Genomic DNA, 19,750 nt, shown 5'->3' on the forward strand with positions numbered 1-19,750 from the left:
CAACTATTGGATGTACGTAGGTCTGATGATGATCGGCTTTTATGCCATGATGGCAAAGAGGAACTTGATAAAGAAGATCATCGGCATGAACATCTTTCAGTCAGCCATCATATTTTTCTACATCTCCACATCCGTCAAGAAGGGTGCGACCGTCCCCATTCTGGAGCATGCCCACGGAGGCCACGGGCACCATGCCGTTGATGTTATGCAATATGCCAACCCATTGCCCCATGTGCTCATGCTTACAGCCATTGTAGTGATGGTAGCCACACTGGGAGTGGCACTGGCTGTGGCCATCATGATTTACAGGAGATATCATACATTAGAGGAAGACGAGATCATTATGAGCATAAGAAGAGGTTGAGAAGATGATAGCACAGATCCCGATCCTGATTGTTGTAATCCCGCTGATATCCTCTATGTTGTGCCCCCTTATCGGACTGTGGAGGAAAGGCCTATGCTATTTTTGGGCCGTTTTCGTCCTTGCGTTATCTGCGCTGGCATCCATGAGTACGCTGCTTAGGGTGATAGAGAGCGGTACCATCCACTATCGTCTGGGAGGCTGGGCGCCTCCCTTCGGGATTGAGTATGTTGTTGATCAACTGAATGCCATGATGCTGGTTATCGTGTCTGTCATCAGCCTGATGGTTGCCATCTATTCCAAGCGGAGTGTCGAACAGGAATTGCCAGAAAGAACCGTTTACTTTTACACCGTTTTTTTACTCCAGGTGACGGGTTTCTTAGGCATCGTCATAACCGGTGACCTGTTTAACCTTTATGTGTTTTTGGAGATCGGCTCCCTGGCCGGCTATGCCCTGATCGCCGTCGGCGAGGATGGCGCGCCCCTGGCCACTTTTAGATACATCGTTATGGGAACCATCGGCGCCTGTTTCTATCTACTAGGCGTCGGCTATATCTACATATCGACCGGTTCTCTTAATATGGCGGATGTTCAGCAAATACTGCCGCGCCTGTATGATTCAAAGGTTGTCCTTACAGCCGTTGCGTTCCTTCTTGCAGGGTTGGCGGTCAAGATGGCCCTTTTCCCTGTCCATGTGTGGCTGCCAGATGCCTATACAAAGGCCCCTTCAGTTGCCAGCGCCCTGATTGCTCCCCTGATGACCAAAATATCGCTCTATGTCATGATCCGGGTGCTTTTTACCGTGTTTAAGCCTCACTTGTCCGTGGAGCTGCTTCCGGTTACCGACATAATGGCCTGGGCAGGTGTCATTGCCATATTAGGGGGCGCTATAATGGCCCTTGCCCAGACTGATTTCAAAAGGATGCTCTGTTACGTCGTTGTGGCAGAGGTTGGCTATATTGTTGGCGGTGTAGGATTGGCTAACACGATAGCGATGCAGGGAGCGATCCTCCACATCCTCAATGACGCGGTTATGACGGTTGGGCTCTTTACTGTTGCCGGCATTATAGCATACAAAATGAGAAGTCATAACCTATCTGATTTTAAAGGCCTTTTTAGAAAGATGCCCTTCACCATGGCTGCTTTTGTGGTTGGCGCTTTGTCCATCATTGGGGTCCCTCCCACGTGCGGCTTTTTTAGCAAGTGGTACCTTATCCAGGGGGCCGTGATAGCTGAGCATTGGGCGTTTCTGGCGGCATTGCTTTTATCCAGTCTCATTAGTATGATTCTTTTTTTTCGGGTTATTGAAATTGCATACGACTTCCATGCCTCTCACGGACACGAAGGGCACACACATGGTACCGGCCACGCTCAGATAATAGACGAGGCCCCTCTGAGCATGTTAATCCCAACGATTGCCATTGCCCTAGGTATTATCTTAATCGGTCTTTATAATCAGGCGATTTTGTCCAATATTATCGCATCTGCTGTGCCAAAGTTATGAGCTGCTCTGTAATCCTGATATATGAGGTAATAGTTGGGGGGGCAAGGGAACCCCCTGGACGAAGGCATGCCGCCATTTCCATCCCCCTCCGCCAAACCCTCACACTTCAGGCTAGCACTTACCCATGTCTTCCGCCCCCGGCCCCTCATACAAGGAGAAAGGAAGTATTGATCAGGGCAATCGAATTACACCTTGACTTGATTCTTAGGTGATTCTGATGATAAAAGTAGGAAGTGAACTGGGTGCTGCGTTAGAAAACCGGCGGGAAACTTAAGAAAAAGACCACAGGGAGATATCAAGAATAAATGTCTAAACTCCTGCTCATAGATGATGAGGAGTCCATAAGAAAGGTCTTGGGCCTCTACTTGCGCAGCAAGGGTTATGAAGTCATCACGGCAGCGGATGGCCCAAAAGGGATAGATTTATTCCTGCAAGAAAGGCCTCCTATCGTGTTAACCGATATGAAGATGCCCGGCATGGATGGGATTGAGGTGTTAAGAAGGATAAAAGAGGCCAGCCCTGAAACCGAAGTCATCGTCATTACGGGGCATGGGGATATGGACCTGGCGATTCAATCCCTCAAACTTAATGCCTCCGATTTTGTCACCAAACCTGTTGGAGATGAGGTCATATCGGTTGCCCTGAGACGGGCGCAGGAAAGGCTGGATACGCGGAGGCTGCTCAAGGAATACACGGATAATTTGGAGCTTATGGTCAAGGACGCGACAGAGGAGTTGAGGAAGGCCCACGACTTCCAAAAAAACCTCATCCAGAATTCCATTTACGGGATCATAGCAGCGGGAAGCGGCGGGACCATTGTCGTCTTCAATCGAGGGACTGAGGATCTGCTGGACTATGCGGCAGACGACGTTGTCGGCAAGATGCATATTGACAGCCTATACCCCCCTGGTGTTGGTGAAACGGTGCGTCAAACACTTTATGGCGAAGCCTGTGGAGGCAAACACAGACTTGTGGGTTATGAGAATGTCATTGTTTCAAAAAAGGGCGAACAAATCCCTGTGCGGATATCAGGGGCCACCCTTTTTGAAGACGGTGCGGCCACGGGCGTTGTGTATTTCTTCCAGGATTTACGGGAAATCAAGAGACTCCAGAATGAATTGATACAAAGCGAAAGGTTGTCCGCCATTGGGCAAGCCGTCGCAGGCATGGCCCATTATACCAAGAATATCTTGAATGGGCTCCAGGGTGGCGTTTACATCGTTAACACGAGTTTAAAGAAAAACAAGCCGGACCTTTTGCACAAGGGCTGGAGCATGGTCGAGAACAATGTTGGTAGAATTTCTGACCTGGTGATGAATATGCTCATTTACTCCAAGGAACGTGAGCCCGATTACGTGAGCTGCTCCCCGAATGATATTGCTCAAGAAGTCTATGATCTTATGTATCAGACCCTTGAAGCCAGGTGGGCGAAGTTACGTGACGTTATGAAAGAAAAGGCTCCGCAGCCTAAGGTGAAGCTAGTCAAGGATTTTGCTTTTTCTATTAATGAGTGTTTTCTTGACCCTACCGGGCTCCACCGATGTCTCCTTAATCTGGTCACCAATGCCATTGATGCCTGTACCGCCGAACGCCATGAGGGCAAGGAGTTCTTTGTAGTCATAAGGACCCGCAAGGAAGACGGTGGCATCAGATTCGAAATCGCGGATAATGGTGTGGGTATGACCCAGGAGATTCAGGAGAGTCTCTTTGAGGATTTCTTTTCAACCAAGGGCCCCAAAGGCACCGGCCTTGGGCTGCTTGTGACCAGAAAGATCGTTGATGAGCACGGTGGGACCATTACTTTTGATTCAACTCCAGGTGAGGGCACAACTTTTATTATGCGTTTTCCGTGCGGAAAAGCAAGTTCAAATAGGACAGAGCGAGCGGGATAACGGGAAACCTCAAGTCAACATAAGTATTCAATGGCGGCTCTTGTCACTTCGAGCGGAGCGAGAAGGCTTGCGTGAAAGAGTCCCTTCTCAAGATTTATCCCTTCGGTCGAAACGACATGGGACGAACGGGTGCGGGTCTTTACCAAAAGGCATATCCGAAAGAGTCCGGATAACAACGTGAAAAACGGAAAGGAGGGGGCTGTCATGGAAAAAAAGATTCTTATCGTAGATGACGAAGTCGAGCACATAGATTTTGCATCCACCATATTGGAAGAAAGCGGTTATGCACCGATAGTCGCTATGGATGGCAAGGAAGGCATGGAGAAGGTCAAGGCCGAAAAACCGGATCTCATTCTCCTGGACATACTGATGCCGGAACGGGGCGGGATTGGAATGTATCAGGAACTCAAGCATGACGAGGAGACCAAGGACATTCCAGTCATCATTGTTACGGGCATTGCCAGAGGCGGGCGTTTCGACGACCTCATTGTGCGGCAGAAGCAAGACCTCCCGGCCCCTGATGGATATATCGAAAAGCCGATGAATGCAGACGTCATGCTCAAGATGGTCAGTGATTTGTTATCGTAGATAAGGGCTCTTTATTGTAAGAGTTGGGGACACGGTTGGCTTTTGCTGAGCTGATTGTCTATTGATAACAAGATGTCGTCCGAGTCTGTCATATGAATACCGGTCAGACCCGATTGGAGGTCACCATGAAATGGTTGATAATCACAACGACTACCGGGCTCCTTACCCTTTGTCTGTTTGTCCTTTCGGCACTCCATGTTTCGGCTGACAAGGAAAAGGCAACTTATGTAGGAATGGAAAAGTGCAAGGAATGTCATCCAGAGCACGTAGAGAGTTATTACTCTTGGAAGTACTCAAAGAATTTCCGGGTCATAAAGATGAGGAAAAAAGATGATGACCCTAATTGTGTTCCCTGTCATACCACAGGATATGGAGAACCGGGAGGATTTGTCACTATCAGCGAGACCCCGGGCATGGTGAATAAACAATGTGAAAGCTGTCATGGCCCGGCCAGCCTTCACCTCAAGGCTCCGACCAAGCGCGAACATCAGGAGACACTGAGCATTCCACAGAATGTCTGTACAGTGTGTCACAGCGGCCACAAGCATCCGGGGTACTGATAAAATGGGTCTTGCCCCGTCATTCCTAGACAACTTCCGAGCCAGACTACGCATACCCAGCCTGACGCTCAAGCTGATATTAGGCATGAGCGTCATTTTCATTGTATTCATAGGCGTCTTTACTTATTTTGATATGGTGACACGAACAAAGTTTCATTACAGCAACCACGAGGAACGAGCCTATGAGATCAGTAATATGGTTATGAGAAGTATTGAGTATCCTATGCTCGATGGAGAGATGGAGGTCGTCCAGGCTATCCTGGAAAGCTTGAACAGACTGAGGGATGTGACAGTAGCAAATCTTTGCGATACTGAAGGCACTATCAAGTATAGTGGATTGCCAGCGAACATAGGCGGGGTCGACAGTTCAGAAGCCACAAAGAGGGCGTTACGCAACAGTGTTTTGGTAAAGGGCCTGGAGATGTTGGGAGAAAAAAAGATACTCCAACATGCCATGCCAATCCGCAATGAGAAAACCTGTCATAAGTGCCATGGTGCTGAAGAACAAATATTGGGGATTTTGTCCGTGGGAATTAACTGGACGCCTATAGAGCAAAGGATAGCAGCGCTCAGGGACAAGGAGATTACCCTGGCCGCAATTTCTCTTGTGGTTGTGGGTTTTTTCTTGAGCCTATTCCTGTCCAAATACATTACGCGACCCCTCTCTACGCTGACGCGTCTAGCCGATGAAATCAGCCGGGGAAGACCCGGGTTTGAATTTGGCAGAACGGTCAAATGCTGGGAGGTGGAGAAATGTGATAAAACCGACTGCCCAGCCCATGGGAATACGGAAAGGCTGTGTTGGTACGTGGGCGGGACCCTCTGTCACGGTCAGCCGTCAGGGAAATTTCCCGAAAAGCTGGACGAGTGTCGCAAATGCAAGGTGTATAAAATGCATGTGGGTGACGAGATGGTCCACTTGGCGGATTCATTCAAGGAAATGCTCAGCAAATTGAAGGTCTCTGACGAAGAGCTGAGACGCTCTGAAGCAAAATACAGGCGTCTGTTTGACAGCGATCCAAACCCCATTTTTATCTTGGATCGTCAAACACTTAGCATTCTGGATGCCAACGCAAGGGCTGAGAGCCAATATGGCTATTCCAAAGAAGAGCTTCTGAAGCTTTCTTTCAAGGATTTGGGATATGAAGCAGATGCACGGGAAATTATGTTGAGTTTCAGAGATGTCACGGATCATCGATCTATTGTGTTTTCCAAGAAGCAACATCGCAGAAAAGATGGGGGGCTTTTTTATACCAGCATTCACGTATGTGGCGCGCGATACATGAAAAAAAACGCTCTGATTGCTACAACAACCGATGTCACAGAGAGCGTGCAGAAAGAGACTCAGTTGATTCAGGCCGGTAAACTGGCAACTTTGGGAGAAATGGCCGCAGGCATTGCCCACGAATTGAATCAGCCGCTCAATGTCATGAAGATAGGCAGTGACTTTCTCACAGAGATGCTAAAGACGGGCAAAGCGATCAGTGATGAAGAATTAAACACTGTGGCTGGAGAAATCAGGGCCCAGGTGGCAAGAGCATCTGTCATTATACATCATATGCGGGAGTTTGCCAGGGTAGCGGACGTCAGCAGCTATAAACTTGATATCAATGAACCCATCAGAGACGTTTTTAAGATATTGGGTCAACAGTTAAGGCTGCATCAAATAGACTTAGAACTGGATTTGGGGGAAGACTTGCCTCCGATCATGGCAGATCATAATAAATTAGAACAGGTTTTCATAAACCTCGTGACAAATGCCAGGGATGCCATGGAAGAGAGAACGTCCGGCGCAACCAGGTTATTAAGAATAAGATCTTTTGTAGATAATGACGATGTCGCAGTAACCGTATCCGATACCGGGGCCGGCATTTCAGAAGACATCATAGATAGGGTATTTGAACCCTTTTTCACCACAAAAGGCGTCGGCAAAGGCACCGGACTTGGGCTTTCCATTAGCTATAGCATCATCAAAGACTGTGGTGGGACCATAAGGATGGAAAGTGAAGCAGGTCTTGGAACAAAGTTCGAACTACGGTTTCCTGCAGGTGCGGGGAATGCTCAAGACAATCCATAATGCTCTCGCCAGCCAGAAAAACTCATTGCCGCAAAAGAAACCACGCCCAGAGCTTGGCCTTAACCTGTCTCGCAAAAGGGTGCGCAGCGCGCATCACATCAATCCTTAGCCAACGTCATTGACTTCATGGGCGGAATCCGTTAGAGAAAAGATAACGAAAGCCGTTGAAGTGGCGATCAGTGACACCGGCAAACGCATTCACAAGAAGGCCGTAACATCTCAAAAAGTCCGGGTGCTGCTCCGGGCGAGGGGCCCTTTTTTCAAAGGCGATATCAACTAAAGATTTTGGGCTGCGTTATCGGTCGGAATCATCGACAACGTGCTATTTTTGCATCTTGCTCGGATTTGCCCTCTGGTCTTGCCAAAATCATGATCATAGATACGTGAATCTTTGCTTATCGATATAGAAGAATGTGTAGGAGTCGCGGGACGGTGATGTTTATGGAAGTTGATCATACTATGGATCAAGAGGAAAAAGACGTCCTAAAGAATCTTATCGTCTATTTAGGCTGCATAGTACCCCATCTCCAGGAAGTGAAGCTTAATAAGCTGATTTACGTCGCCCATCTATACCATTATTCAAATTATGGCCTGCTTCTAACCAAGACTCCATTTCTTAATTTTAGTCATGGTCCCCATGCTCCGGCGATTAGATCCGTCATAAACGAGCAACTTGAAAGCAATGCCATGCGCTTGGAGATATCCCGTAGCGAGACAGAACCACCATATTCAAACCCTTGTATAATTATTAAGTCCTGTATAAGGAAAGATGAAAGGCTATCTAATCAATGTTTGAATACTATGAAAGAAGTCGTCGAAGATTGGGGAGACAAGATTTTCACAGAGATACTTGATTATGCCACTAGAACGATTCCTTTCATTTCGACTGGATATAGAGAGCCCATCGATCTGACGAGTATCCAGCCATCGCAGAGTCTCAAGTGCGCCTTGACGTTGCCAGAGAGAGTCAGTCTCCACAAGTTTATTAAGACCCCTGAAGAGGCGGTTGGTAAAGCTGGCGGCTGTAACAGCCAAGCCTGCTCAGTGTCTGTTAATGAAGCAGCAGAGATATATCTTGCTTTGTGCGGTGATCTTCCGGAGAAAATCCCTTCCAAAGAACACCTTGGATTCAACGCCCAGGCGGTCCTGGATGCATTCGGCAATGCGTGTGACAAGAATGAAGACGGCACGGAGAACCATCTAACCGATACTGACAGTGCGGCACAACTGGCACACTCTCTGATAAATCCTGCGGGTTTCAGGTATCATAATAATTCAGTGGCCTTAAGGATCGGGATGCTCTTACTGAAAAGGCGTGGTTATTCTTTTGACAGGAACTTTGTGGAGGAAAATTCCCCGGCGGTGCATGATTATGAATCCCTAAGGGATTGGTTTGGCAGGGCAAGCTCAAGGCTTGCCACCGGGTGAGAGAAAGCAGGATTCGGCAACCTCAGGAAATGACCCCGCACACCCATAGATCCTTGCTCCTGGGTATCTCCTTAATTAGTGTTCTATGTCTGGCTGTTGGGCTTGCCCTGAGCTTCCGTTTGGGGGAAGACGGGGCAAGCCATCTATTTTGGTTTTGGTGTATAGCGACAGTGTGTGTCCTGGTAGGCGTGAGCGCAATCTTACTATACGAAGAAATGCGCCTTGGCAAGCAGCAGCAGCAGGTAACCCGGAAAACTGAGGAACTAAAAAAGTCTGAAGAAAAATACCGCAGCCTGGTTGAAAGCACTGAAGACTTCATCTTCACTGTCGATGCAACCGGGCATTTTCAATCTTTGAACAGCTTTACCGCGAATTTTTTTGGGGGCACGCCCTCTCAGTTCATTGGAGAGCCGCTGTCTGTCCTTTTTTCAGAAGAGGTTGGAGCTCAACAGCTCAGGCTTGTGCGCGTGGTCTTCGAATTTAGAAAAAGCGTGCGGGACGAGTTCATGGTGACAACTGGTGAACATCAGGCCTGGCTCAGCGCCAACTTCATGCCGGTCAAAGATGAACAGGGCAAGGTCGTGTCCGTTTTATGCATTGCCAGAGATATTACCGAAAACAAGAAACTGGAGAACCAGCTCGTCAATACCGAAAAGCTTGCCTCGATGGGGACCCTGGCGGCCGGAGTGGCTCACGAACTGAACAATCCTCTTGGCGTGATGCTAGGCTATACAGATCTGCTTTTGGAAAAGCTTGCCAAGGGGAGCCAGGATTACGAGGACCTGAAGACCATTGAGCGTCACAGCCTTCATTGCAAAGAGGTGGTGGAGAACTTGTTGAGCTTTGCCCGTCAGGAAGAAGGCGTTTCAGAGTATTGTGACGTCAATGAGGCCATCAACAACATAATCAACGTGGTCAGACATTCGTTGGAAATGAAAAATATCGATCTCCGATTAGATCTAGCTCCCCAGCTTCCGAGGGCAGGTGGAGACTCCCGTCAGATGCAACAGGTTTTTTTGAACCTTGTTAACAACGCCTCGGCGGCCATGAAAGGGGGCGGAATCTTGGAGGTTAAGACGGCTTTAAGCCCCGGTCAGGACAAAGTGCTTATCACAGTTCGGGACGATGGACATGGCATCAAGAAAGAACACATGGAAAATATTTTCGACCCTTTCTTTACGACCAAGAGTGAAGGTGAGGGGACGGGGCTGGGTCTTTTCGTCAGTCACGGAATTGTAACGAAATACGGAGGCGCAATTACCTGTGAAAGCAGCTTCCAGGAGGGTTCCCAAGGCCCACATGGAACAGTTTTTACTGTCACGCTAAAGGCCAAAGAGGGGGACGAGTTATGAGTGGCAGGATCCTGGTTGTGGATGACGAGAAGGACATGCTTTCCCTTCTGAGAAGGATCATTACGGAAAAGACCCTCCACAAGGTGGCAACCGAGCATGACCCCTTGAAAGCTGTTGAAATTATGGAAAAAGAAGCTTTTGATGTGGTTATCACCGATCTGAAAATGCCGGGGATGGACGGGATTGGCCTGCTTGGCGAGGTACGAAGGATTCAGCCTTGTGCCGTGGTTATCATCATGACCGCCTATGCCACCATAGAAACCGCGGTGGAAGCGATCCGAAAGGGGGCGTTTGACTACATCTCCAAGCCATTCCGAAAAGAACGCATCTTGCTCACTCTTCGCAGGGCCTTGGACTGGCAGGCCCTGACCCGTGAGAATATTGCCTTGCGCGAGTCCCTTGAACAACAGAAAAAGCCTCCGACTATTGTCGCTTCCAGCCCTGCCATGACATCGACTCTAAATAGGGTCAAACAAGTGGCCAAATCAATGGCAACCATCTTGATCCAGGGGGAGAGCGGCACGGGCAAAGAACTTGTGGCCAAGTCGATTCATGCCTACAGCGATCGCAGTGACAAGCCTTTTGTAACCATCGACTGCACGGCTATCCCGGAGCAGATCATTGAAAGCGAACTTTTCGGCCACGTAAAGGGGGCGTTCACCGGTGCCTGGAAGGATAAGAGGGGGTTGGTAGATGAGGCAAATCAGGGCACCCTGTTTCTGGATGAGATTGGAGAGCTGAGCATGGTCATGCAGGCCAAGCTGTTGCGCCTTCTTCAAGAAGGGGAATATAAGGCCGTGGGCGGCCTGAATACCAAGCACGCTGACATTCGATTTGTAGCCGCCACCAACTACGATCTCGAGCAACGCACGGCCGAGAAGAAATTCCGAGAAGATCTTTTTTATCGCCTTAACGTGATTCGTTTTCGTTTGCCTCCACTGCGGGAACGGCGAGAGGACATCCCCCTGCTGGTGTGTCACTTTCTGGAAAAATATGGCAAATTGAACCGCAAAGCAATACGTGACATTGACCCGGAGGCCATGTCAATACTCATGGCCCGGCAGTGGCCTGGGAACGTCAGGCAGTTGGAAAACGTGATTGAAAGGGGAGTGATTCTGTGCCGGTCTGAGCAAATTATGCTTGAAGATCTCATGCCTGAAAGCTCTCATGCGAGCGTGCTGTCCTGCTTCAACGGGGCCACTTACAACCTTCCTTTCAAAGAGGCCAAAGAAGCAGTGATCAGGGCCTTTCATCAACAATACATCCATGCAATACTCCAGCAAAACAAGGGCAATATTTCCAGAGCTGCACAGCAGGCCGGCCTGCAGCGGCAATATCTTCACCGCCTGATTAAGGAGGAAAACATCAGCGCTGAAAATTTCAAAGATGATGCCGCGAACCATGCTTCCAGGCCAGAGGCCCTCTAGGAGGCTGTCCGAGAATGGGTATTTCCCGCAATCTCTGCGTCAGACTCAGATTTTAATCCTCAAAATACTCAGTGTATTCCTGCAGTTAAAATCTTCGTCTTCCTTGACCTTGCAAAAAATCTCTCATTCTCGGACAGTCTCCTAGGCCGGAAGCTGACTGTAACCTGTTTGTTTCGCCAATCAACCCACTGGAATTCTGGTACTTCTTATAGCCTTCACCTAATATGTCACCTTGAACTGTAACCTGAAAGTTTACAAAGCCTCAGTCCTCCAACCAGGCTCGAAAGCTCAGGAATACTATATTTGCTGCTATTCCAAGGTGTTACAACCAGCCGCTTCTGCATTGTCACTATGGTACATATCTTGCGACAGGTGATAACTTAATCTTAATTCCCCTTTTTTAGCGGCGTAGCCGCGTTGTATAAAATCGCGGAAGCGATTTTATGTCAGGAAATCTACAATACTCGCCAGGCGGATCAGGCCGAGAGGATGAGGATGAGGATGAGGAAGCTTTGCGTTCAGGAGATTGTCATTCCCATTGAGGATCACGTTGCGTCAAAGCCGTCTGTGTCTCCTGAAGATAAGATCACGGATGCCATAGAGGTCATGTTGAAAAATGATCTGAAGCAAATTGCCGTGAGACGAGAAAACAGAGTCCTTGGCATGATCACCCTTGAAGATGCCTTCAAGGAAATCGGATTGGAAGGAGGCCTGAAATTAAAGGGAAAGCGAAGCGTTGTTGTCCATGGCAGGAAGCTCATGGTGGATGAATAGCAAGTGTCCAAAATCATACGGGAAAAACAGCATGGAGAGGGGGTGTGGATGGTTTTTTCGCGGCATTTGAGCAATTGGTCAGAAACTACATAGAAGGAGGAGAATTGTTGCCATGAATTTTTTTAGACAGTGGGGCCAATTTATGATGATGGGTGCAAGAGCCCTTGCCGAATGGGAAATCCAAAACTGTAACACCATTCTGCGTGACCGCAAGCGGCTCGTCATACTCGGTTTATTGATAGTCCCCGTCATACTCGTGGGCATCGCCTTTGCTGACCAGATTGGCGGGGCCTTGCCGGATTTGCTCGGCGGCAAAAAGGCCTATAGCCCGGCCTTTTACAGCACCGGCATTTTTATTGTATCTATCCTTATCGGCATGGGCGCCGGCCTGATCACAGGCTGCATCGGCGCAGGCGGCGGGTTTATCATTGCTCCGGCCCTGATGAGCGCGGGCATCAAAGGTATCCTGGCTGTGGGAACCGACCTTTTTCACATCTTTGCCAAGGCCATCATGGGGAGCGTGATCCACAGGAAGCTCGGGAACGTCTCCGTGCCTCTGGCCGCGGTCTTCTTGATCGGCGCTATTATAGGGGCGACAGTTGGCGGGGTGATCAACCGTGTGCTCTACGAGATCAACCCTGTGCTCAGTGACGCCTTTATCACGACCGTTTACTCCCTTATGTTGGGTTTTCTGGGGATCTACGCCATGACCGACTTTCTCAAGGCGAGAAAGGCTGCTGCGGGCGTGGATCTTCCCCATGGAGGGGATGCCCATGGAGGAAAAACGGAAGGGGCCGAGATGGGGAACCTTCCAAAGAAGCTTCAGGCTGTTAAGCTTCCTCCCATCGTCAGATTTGATGCCGACATTACGCCTGGTGGGCGGGGGATTTCATGGATATTTTTGGTCTTGAGCGGCGCGCTCGTCGGAATGGCTGCAGGCATTATGGGGGTTGGCGGCGGCTTCTTGACCTTCCCCATATTCGTTTATGTGCTTGGCGTTTCGTCCATGACCACGGTCGGGACTGATATCTTCCAGATCATATTCACTGCAGGCTATGCCTCAATAAGCCAGTACGCCATCTATGGGTTTATCTTTTATACACTGGCCATGGGCATGCTCTTGGGGTCCTTGCTGGGTATCCAGATCGGGGCCATGGTCACTAAAGTCGTTCCGGGTATCACGATCCGAGGCTTTTACGCCATGGCCGTGCTGGCAGGTTTTCTCAATCGTTTTTTTGCCCTGCCAGCCAAGTTGGGCGCCATGGGTTACATCCCCATATCAAAACAGCTGGGTGACATCCTGGATACCATCGGTGTTTGGGCCTTTTTCATTGTGATAGGAGGGTTTTCGGTCTGGGTGATCGGCACGTTCCTGAAGAATATCAAAGTTCTGAAGGGAGAGGAGGTGAGAGCATGATTGCGCATAAGAAAGAATTCTATGGCGGTATTGTAATGATGGCCGTGTTTGTAGTTGTGCTCATCATCGTTTTTTCACCGGTTTTCAAGGGGCAAAACGGTCTGGAGTACCTGGACTCCTTGTATAACTCCATATCAAAAGGCTCAGCCTACTACATTCCAAATGTCAAGGAAGAAGTCGACAAGTTCAGTGGGAACTCGGTGAGTGTGACCCTGGCAATGGACAATGAGGAGCAGGCAAAACAGACGGCCCTGCTTTTCATGAAGGGAGACGCACTGGTAAATGTATCAGGGGCCGAGTTAAAGGTCACCGGTGATCTGGCTAAGATCCTGAACAACTGTCTTGCCGATGCAGATGACATGTATAATAATCTTGGCAACAAGGTCTCCAGCAAATACGACTGCGACGAAAAGCGGGTCCTTTATAACTGGTGGAAGGCATCTAAGGCTGTGGATAAGGACTTGAAGAAGCAGAAGCTGTTCAAGGAGGCCAAGGTCGTTGCTGTGGTGATAAAGAAGGCCGTGGAATCGTCTTATAACTACTACAAGATCGAACCTGACCAGATTTCTGACCGTCTCGGCATAGTAGTCTTTTCTCTGATCTTTTATGTCGTTTACACCCTGTGGTACGGCTTTTCAATCATGTTCATGTTTGAGGGTTGGGGCATGAAACTGGAACATTAACATGCCCGGCTTGCAATTGCGATACGGCAGGGCCATTGTTGGCCCTGCCCGTCCCAAATTCCTTTTCGAGATGGATTACTCTACGTCCAACTTCTTCTTCAGCTCTATATTTTCCTTTTTTACAAGGGCTAGTTCAATGGCCCTGTTGATGGTAAAGAGTATGCTGTCCTTCCTGAAAGGTTTGGTAATGAAGTCAGCAATCCCCTTTTTCATGGCCTCGTCGGCTGTTTCAATTGAACCATAGGCCGTGATCATGACCACGGGAATGTCAGGTTTTATCTCTTGGAATTCATCAAAGAGCTCAATCCCGTCCAGGCCCGGCATCTTGAGGTCGGTGATTACTAAGTCGTAGTCCTTCTCTGAGAACAGTTTTATCCCTTCGGACGGGTTGTTGGTTGTTTCCACTTCATAGTCGGTATTCTCTTCAATCATCATCCTCAGGAGCATCAGCATATCTGGTTCATCGTCAATGATTAAGATCCGTTGTGGCATTGTTTTTCTCCTTTGTGATTGGTGTCCGATATATAACCAGTTTCCATCCGGAAACCGGGCAAAGTTGTCATTTCGAGCGAAGCGAGAAATCTTATCATATTGAAAGCACGTAGGTTTTAGATTTTTCCCTTCGCTCGAAATGACATAATAACATAAAGAGGGATTTCCGGGTGGAAACTAACTAACCTGTCTTGCCGTTGGCCACGGGCAGCTCCACGGTAAAGGTGGTTCCGGGTTCCTTTCCTTCCGCTCTCGTCTGGCTCTTGACTTCGATATGGCCTCCGAACTTCTTCACAATACCGTAGCTTACAGAAAGCCCCAGACCTGTTCCCTCTCCAACTCTCTTGGTGGTGAAAAAGGGCTCAAATATTTTATCCAGATTATCAGGCGGTATCCCATCGCCAGTATCTTCAAATCCTATTTTGACAATGTGATCGGTCAGGTGTGCTGAGATGGTCAATATTCCGCCACCCTCCATGGCGGCTACCGCATTGTTAATAATATTCAAGAATACCTGTTCCAGTTGCTGGCCATCACCCTTTACTCTGGGAAGGTTCTCTTCCATTTGGGTTGTGAGGTCTATCTTTTTTGTAAGAAGGGTATTCATGACAACATTAACAACTTTCTGGATATCGTCAAGCACATCAGTTTCTGTGGTGGTCTTCTGGGGTATCCTGGCAAAGGCAAGGAGATTCTCAACGATCCTTTTACAGTTATTCCCCTGCCTCTCAATGGTCTTGAGGATCTCATGTTCTTTGGAGCCTGCGGGGGTTCTATCCATCAATAGTTCCGTAAAACCAAGGATAATGGCAACCGGGTTGTTTATTTCATGGGCAACGCCTGCTGAAAGCGACCCCAGAGATGCGAGTTTTTCCGTATGAACGAGCTGTCCTTCCATTATCTTATGTTCTGTGATGTCTCTGGATATGATCAATACTGCGCCTATATGACCTCCGTCTGTCAGGACAGGCTTGTATTTTGTGTCAAGGCAATACTGCCTGTTTTCTATGTTTACGCATTCTTCGTGATTAATAGTCTCAGATGTTGCCAAGACCTTTTCAACCGTCAAGCAGACACTTTCGGGTGTTTCGTATTCGATCACATCCATTACTCTTTTTCCCACAACGTCGTCAACCTGACACCCCATCAACTGCAGGCAGTATTGATTGACTGAAAGGATATTACACTGTTCGTCCACAGTATAGATCATGTCATCTGCTGACTCGATAACGGATCGGTACCTTTCCTCAGAGCGTTGCAGCCTGTTGGCGTAACGCGCCAGGTCTTTTGTCTTTTCTTCGACTTCTTCTTCAAGGGTTTTGAGCCAGGTCCTTTCGTTTGCTATAAAGAAGGTAAATATGACAATTACCGCAGCAATTAAAACACCCTGTATCATAAATTGTCTAACATACACGGTGTGTACGGCGTCTTCCACCTCACTAATCGGCGCTGCCACGGCAACCGACCATATCCTTGTGGCGTTGGCAGCTCCAATTTGCACTGGCGCGTAGGCGATCAGTTTTTTCATGGGGCCCCTCACGCCACGGTGCCAACCTGAGATATACCAGGAGGTCCCTTCCTTTCCCCGCAGCATCTTGGTTTTTTGTATGAGGTCGATTTTGCTGAAAGAGATGTGTGGATCTTTAAATTTTCTCACCTCAAAGGCATTTTGGCCGATAAAATCCCTTTCCAGGTGGTACAGAAAATCCCCGGACTCATTAATGACCCATGCATACCCAGTCTTGCCTGACCTGATGCGACCCACGAATTTTTCTGCAAGCAAACCAGCGTCCAGGACAAACACCAGCACCCCCGAAAATTGGTAAGTGGGTTTCGGGTGTGCCTGATCGCTTGAGACGTTATAGACCGGCGTAGCCATAGTCATGACAAGACCAGGCTCAGAGTTCTCAACAACCTCCTTCTTGACATCGCTTATGTAGACCTTGCCTCTGTTTGCCGGTTCTTTGCACCATTGAAAATAATCCTCGCGGCCATAGGATCCCTTTTCCACAAAGACTGCATTGGCATAATTGACTGAATAGGAGTTGGTGCCGTGAGCGTTCACAAGCATGACTCGGATTACACCATAGTCCTTAATACTTGAAAGGGAGATTTTCATCCGGTTTGGCCAGGAGACCGCCTCCACATACTGAATCGAGGGTGAGAGGCTCAGAGTCATCAGTTCCCGCTTAAGGATTCTAAAATTTACAGTCAATATCTCTGTGGCATTTCTGGCTAATGAAAGCTGCTGTGCATTGAAGTCCTCATTGATTATCTTTTTCGTTTCGCGGGCTGAAAGCGTCCCCAAAATGAGGGCCCCCCCCAAGAGTACTGCGATGACTCCTGTGATAAGCCATAAACCCGGTTTTCGGGCAAAGTATTTGAGATATTTCTTCACAAGTCTTTAACTCGGACAAGCTGGAACCAAGAGAGGAAAACAGATTTACCACGAAAGCATGAAAGGACACGCCTTTTCCTAAGGCGCATGCCGCAAAGCACGAAGAAAAGATTCCTAGAGAAATTTCGTGTCTTCGTACTTTCGTGTTTTCGTGGTTGTCTTTAAAAATCTCCTGCCGGAAAAAAATACCAATTTCGTTGATAACGGACTAATGCGGAATGTTCACAAAAGACTCAATTCCCTTGATCATATCTTTGTAATACCACTCTACCATTTTTTCGTTGTGCATTACCATATCCATCTGCCGTGTGTGAACTATGACATGTCCCAATACCTTCAGACGTTCCTTCAAGAAGGCTTCTTCGTGCCCCTCAATACGCGCAAAGATACTGTCTTCTCTGACCTCCACACGGAAATCAAACTTGCCCAGTATCCTTGAAATAAAGGCGACCCTGCGGTTTCTCCTGCCGGAATCAGCCCCGCCACCCTTGAAGGCGAAGCTCACGTAATTCTGATTTTCGTTTCCACCCACGTAAGATTCGGTTGTGGAAAAATGGAAACCCAGGCGTACGCTTAAGTTACAGAAGTCTTTTGAGAGAACAATATAATTTTTGTCCGTCAGATACGATGCCGCGTCAGGGTCTATGGCCGACCCAGCCACCACGGACAAGAAACCTTTGGTGTCCATCGGGGGAGGCCCTTTCCACGGCACAGCAGTCATTCCTTCCCATATGGCACGCATCGGTTCGGATACAATGTCTTCGGGCCCTATCCGCTTTCCAAGGCCTTGTTTGAGGCCATCCTCAAGGTCTATGACCAGCCATTCCAGGGGAATATCCTTGCTTACCAGCTTTTTTGCCGATTTTTCAGAAAAATATGTATGCTTACCGAAATCGAACATCTCCCTTAACGCCATTTCGTGCGAAAACCGTGTGATATCGTGAAAGGTTCGACAAGTCTTCGCCTTAAAATCAGGGCCCCTGGGGTCAGTCATGTATAATGGGGTGATTTCCTTTAAGATTGTGCGAAGGCGCCGGTAAATTGGAGAACTGGAAAATCCACCAGTCTGTTTGCCGGCCTTCAGTAGCTCACCAACCTCACCCTCATAAACCCTGCCATATTGAGCATCGACTGTCACCAGCATGCCGTCTCTTAGAACTCTTGTAGCATCTTCTGCATTAAGAATGGCAGGCACGCCCAGTTCTCTTGCAACTGTGGCAAGGTGTCCCAAGACAGAACCTGTGTCAGAAATCACAGCAGTGGCCTTATCCAGGATCAGTGCGAACTCGGGATGTGCCTGTCTTATCACCAGAACGCCTCCTTCGGGGAAATCGCCCATTGCCCTTTCGTCCCTCACTTGGCGGACGGGCCCTGCTGATACCCCGCGGCAGGCAATCTTACCCTTATCAAGAAGAAGCTCGTGCCCTTCCACATGCCTGGGCTTATCCAAGAGTTTCTCTTTATGCATGTAGGACATACGAAGAGGCCTTGATTGCAAAACTTGAATAACCCCGTTATGGTCCAAGGCCCATTCCATATCCTGAGGGGATTCAAAATGCGATTCCAGCACGCGGGCAAGATTGCTCAGTTTTAGTACCTGATCTTCATCCAGGCACGATGTGTCCTGCATATGCTCGGGAACTGCAACCTCTTGTGTCCCGCCGTCGGCAGAGGCACGACTCATGACCCTTTGCCTGCCCTCTTTCTTGCGCGAAACCCTGCTGCCCTTTCCGCCTTTGGCCGGGGCGATGACTTTGAGAGTTTCCGGAGGGACCACCCCCCCTACTGCATAATCTCCCAGTCCCCACACAGCATTGATGAGGACCACGTCCTCATCCGGATTTCTGGGATCACGTGAATAGGCTATCCCGCTTGACGCGGGATCAATCATCTGTACGACGCCTGCGGCCATGGCCATCTCATTGATGTTAAAGCCCTTGTCCTTAAAGTAAAAGAGGGCTCTGGGCGTAAACTGGCTCGAAATAACCTTCTTGTAAGCCTCTATGAGACTTTCCCTTGTGACATTCAGCACAGTGGCGTACTGGCCGGCAAAGCTGGCCATGATGTCTTCGAGGATGGCGCTGCTTCGAACAGATACATGAAGGGATGTCTCTGCTGTTTGCCTCTTCATTTCGTCAAACGCGAGCAGTATTGCGTCTTGAAGATCGCCGGGGACCTCACTTTTTTGCACTAACCCCTGCATTGCACGGCTGGCATCCTCCAGGGCGGCATAATCCCTGATATCAACCGAGCCGCAGTTTTCCTCCAAAAGCGCTTCTATCTGGTTATGTCGTACAAAGCTCTGATAGGAGAATGTGGTGATGACAAAGGCATTAGGCACTTGGAGACGAATGTTGTTGGCCACCTCGCCCAGATAGGCCATCTTGCCCCCGCAGGAAGGCGCCATATCCTTATGAACGGATTCAAGGGCTAACACGTAATCGGTTTTGGGGATGGCGATTGCTGGATGGAGGATCTCCTGAGCTGTCTTGTTGATGCGGTCACTGGCACGCACCAGATCCTTGTACTTATTACCAGATACCTGGTTCAGACTGTCGATAATCCTGTTAATGCCCTTTGAAACGGACCGATACGAAGATTCCACATAGGCTGCATCGAAGACATAGGCCCCGCTTGCCTTTTCCTGCATATCCGCCATGGTGGCAAGCACCGCATTGTTGGCGTCAAGGAGTTCCCGAAAGGCCTTATACTTGTGGGTAAAGAGGTCCTTCTCTTCCTCTCCCCGTAGGGCTTTTTCTCGTCTTTTCTTGCTGAAAAAATTGAACATTGTTGTAAG

15 protein-coding genes are annotated in these 19,750 nt (G+C 48.7%); 12 read left to right on the forward strand and 3 right to left on the reverse strand.

All coding sequences use genetic code 11. The features are described from left to right. From JW883_15935 to JW883_15990, 12 genes are all read left to right on the forward strand, one after another. On the forward strand, positions 1-364 hold a 364-nt coding region (locus tag JW883_15935; protein ID MBN1843755.1), incomplete at its 5' end, for a cation:proton antiporter subunit C. 7 nt (positions 365-371) lie between these two features. Then, positions 372-1,865, forward strand: a complete 1,494-nt coding sequence (locus tag JW883_15940) for a monovalent cation/H+ antiporter subunit D family protein (GenBank protein ID MBN1843756.1) — start codon at positions 372-374, stop codon at positions 1,863-1,865. A gap of 305 nt (positions 1,866-2,170) precedes the next feature. Beyond that, positions 2,171-3,757 (forward strand): response regulator, encoded by a 1,587-nt coding sequence (locus JW883_15945; GenBank protein MBN1843757.1) that lies wholly within the window; start codon positions 2,171-2,173, stop codon positions 3,755-3,757. A gap of 204 nt (positions 3,758-3,961) precedes the next feature. Next, the gene (locus JW883_15950; GenBank protein ID MBN1843758.1) at positions 3,962-4,345 is read left to right on the forward strand and encodes a response regulator; all 384 of its coding nucleotides are present in this window, start codon (positions 3,962-3,964) and stop codon (positions 4,343-4,345) included. Between the two features lie 125 nt (positions 4,346-4,470). Further along, complete coding sequence (locus JW883_15955) at positions 4,471-4,905, forward strand: hypothetical protein (protein ID MBN1843759.1); 435 nt, start codon at positions 4,471-4,473, stop codon at positions 4,903-4,905. Beyond that, positions 4,859-6,982 (forward strand): PAS domain S-box protein, encoded by a 2,124-nt coding sequence (locus tag JW883_15960; GenBank protein MBN1843760.1) that lies wholly within the window; start codon positions 4,859-4,861, stop codon positions 6,980-6,982. Before JW883_15955 ends, JW883_15960 begins: the two co-directional genes overlap by 47 nt. A gap of 441 nt (positions 6,983-7,423) precedes the next feature. Then, the gene (locus tag JW883_15965; protein MBN1843761.1) at positions 7,424-8,410 is read left to right on the forward strand and encodes a DUF4065 domain-containing protein; all 987 of its coding nucleotides are present in this window, start codon (positions 7,424-7,426) and stop codon (positions 8,408-8,410) included. Positions 8,411-8,439: 29 nt separating this feature from the next. Beyond that, on the forward strand, positions 8,440-9,762 hold the full coding sequence (locus JW883_15970; protein ID MBN1843762.1) for a PAS domain S-box protein: 1,323 nt from the start codon (positions 8,440-8,442) through the stop codon (positions 9,760-9,762). Next, a complete protein-coding gene (locus JW883_15975) occupies positions 9,759-11,189 on the forward strand; it encodes a sigma-54-dependent Fis family transcriptional regulator (GenBank protein MBN1843763.1) in 1,431 nt (476 codons plus the stop codon). Before JW883_15970 ends, JW883_15975 begins: the two co-directional genes overlap by 4 nt. Before the next feature lie 501 nt (positions 11,190-11,690). After that, positions 11,691-11,963 carry a CBS domain-containing protein gene (locus tag JW883_15980; protein ID MBN1843764.1) on the forward strand — a complete coding sequence of 91 codons (273 nt, stop codon included), beginning with the start codon at positions 11,691-11,693 and terminating at the stop codon, positions 11,961-11,963. 112 nt (positions 11,964-12,075) lie between these two features. Next, on the forward strand, positions 12,076-13,380 hold the full coding sequence (locus tag JW883_15985) for a sulfite exporter TauE/SafE family protein (GenBank protein MBN1843765.1): 1,305 nt from the start codon (positions 12,076-12,078) through the stop codon (positions 13,378-13,380). Beyond that, complete coding sequence (locus tag JW883_15990) at positions 13,377-14,063, forward strand: hypothetical protein (GenBank protein MBN1843766.1); 687 nt, start codon at positions 13,377-13,379, stop codon at positions 14,061-14,063. The genes JW883_15985 and JW883_15990 overlap by 4 nt, the downstream gene beginning before the upstream one ends. A 75-nt stretch (positions 14,064-14,138) precedes the next feature. On the opposite strand, the gene JW883_15995 is transcribed toward JW883_15990, so the two are convergent. The 3 genes from JW883_15995 to JW883_16005 all read right to left on the reverse strand — a co-directional run bounded on the left by JW883_15995 (position 14,139) and on the right by JW883_16005 (position 19,741). Next, positions 14,139-14,555 carry a response regulator gene (locus JW883_15995; protein MBN1843767.1) on the reverse strand — a complete coding sequence of 139 codons (417 nt, stop codon included), beginning with the start codon at positions 14,553-14,555 and terminating at the stop codon, positions 14,139-14,141. A 181-nt stretch (positions 14,556-14,736) separates the two neighbouring features. Then, entirely contained in the window at positions 14,737-16,953 is a 2,217-nt protein-coding gene (locus JW883_16000; GenBank protein ID MBN1843768.1) for a PAS domain S-box protein, read from the reverse strand. Positions 16,954-17,161: 208 nt separating this feature from the next. Further along, on the reverse strand, positions 17,162-19,741 hold the full coding sequence (locus JW883_16005) for a pyruvate, water dikinase (GenBank protein MBN1843769.1): 2,580 nt from the start codon (positions 19,739-19,741) through the stop codon (positions 17,162-17,164). Positions 19,742-19,750 lie beyond the last annotated feature (9 nt).

The sequence above is a fragment of the Deltaproteobacteria bacterium genome (genome assembly GCA_016930875.1).
In the GTDB taxonomy this organism is placed as follows: Bacteria; Desulfobacterota; Desulfobacteria; order Desulfobacterales.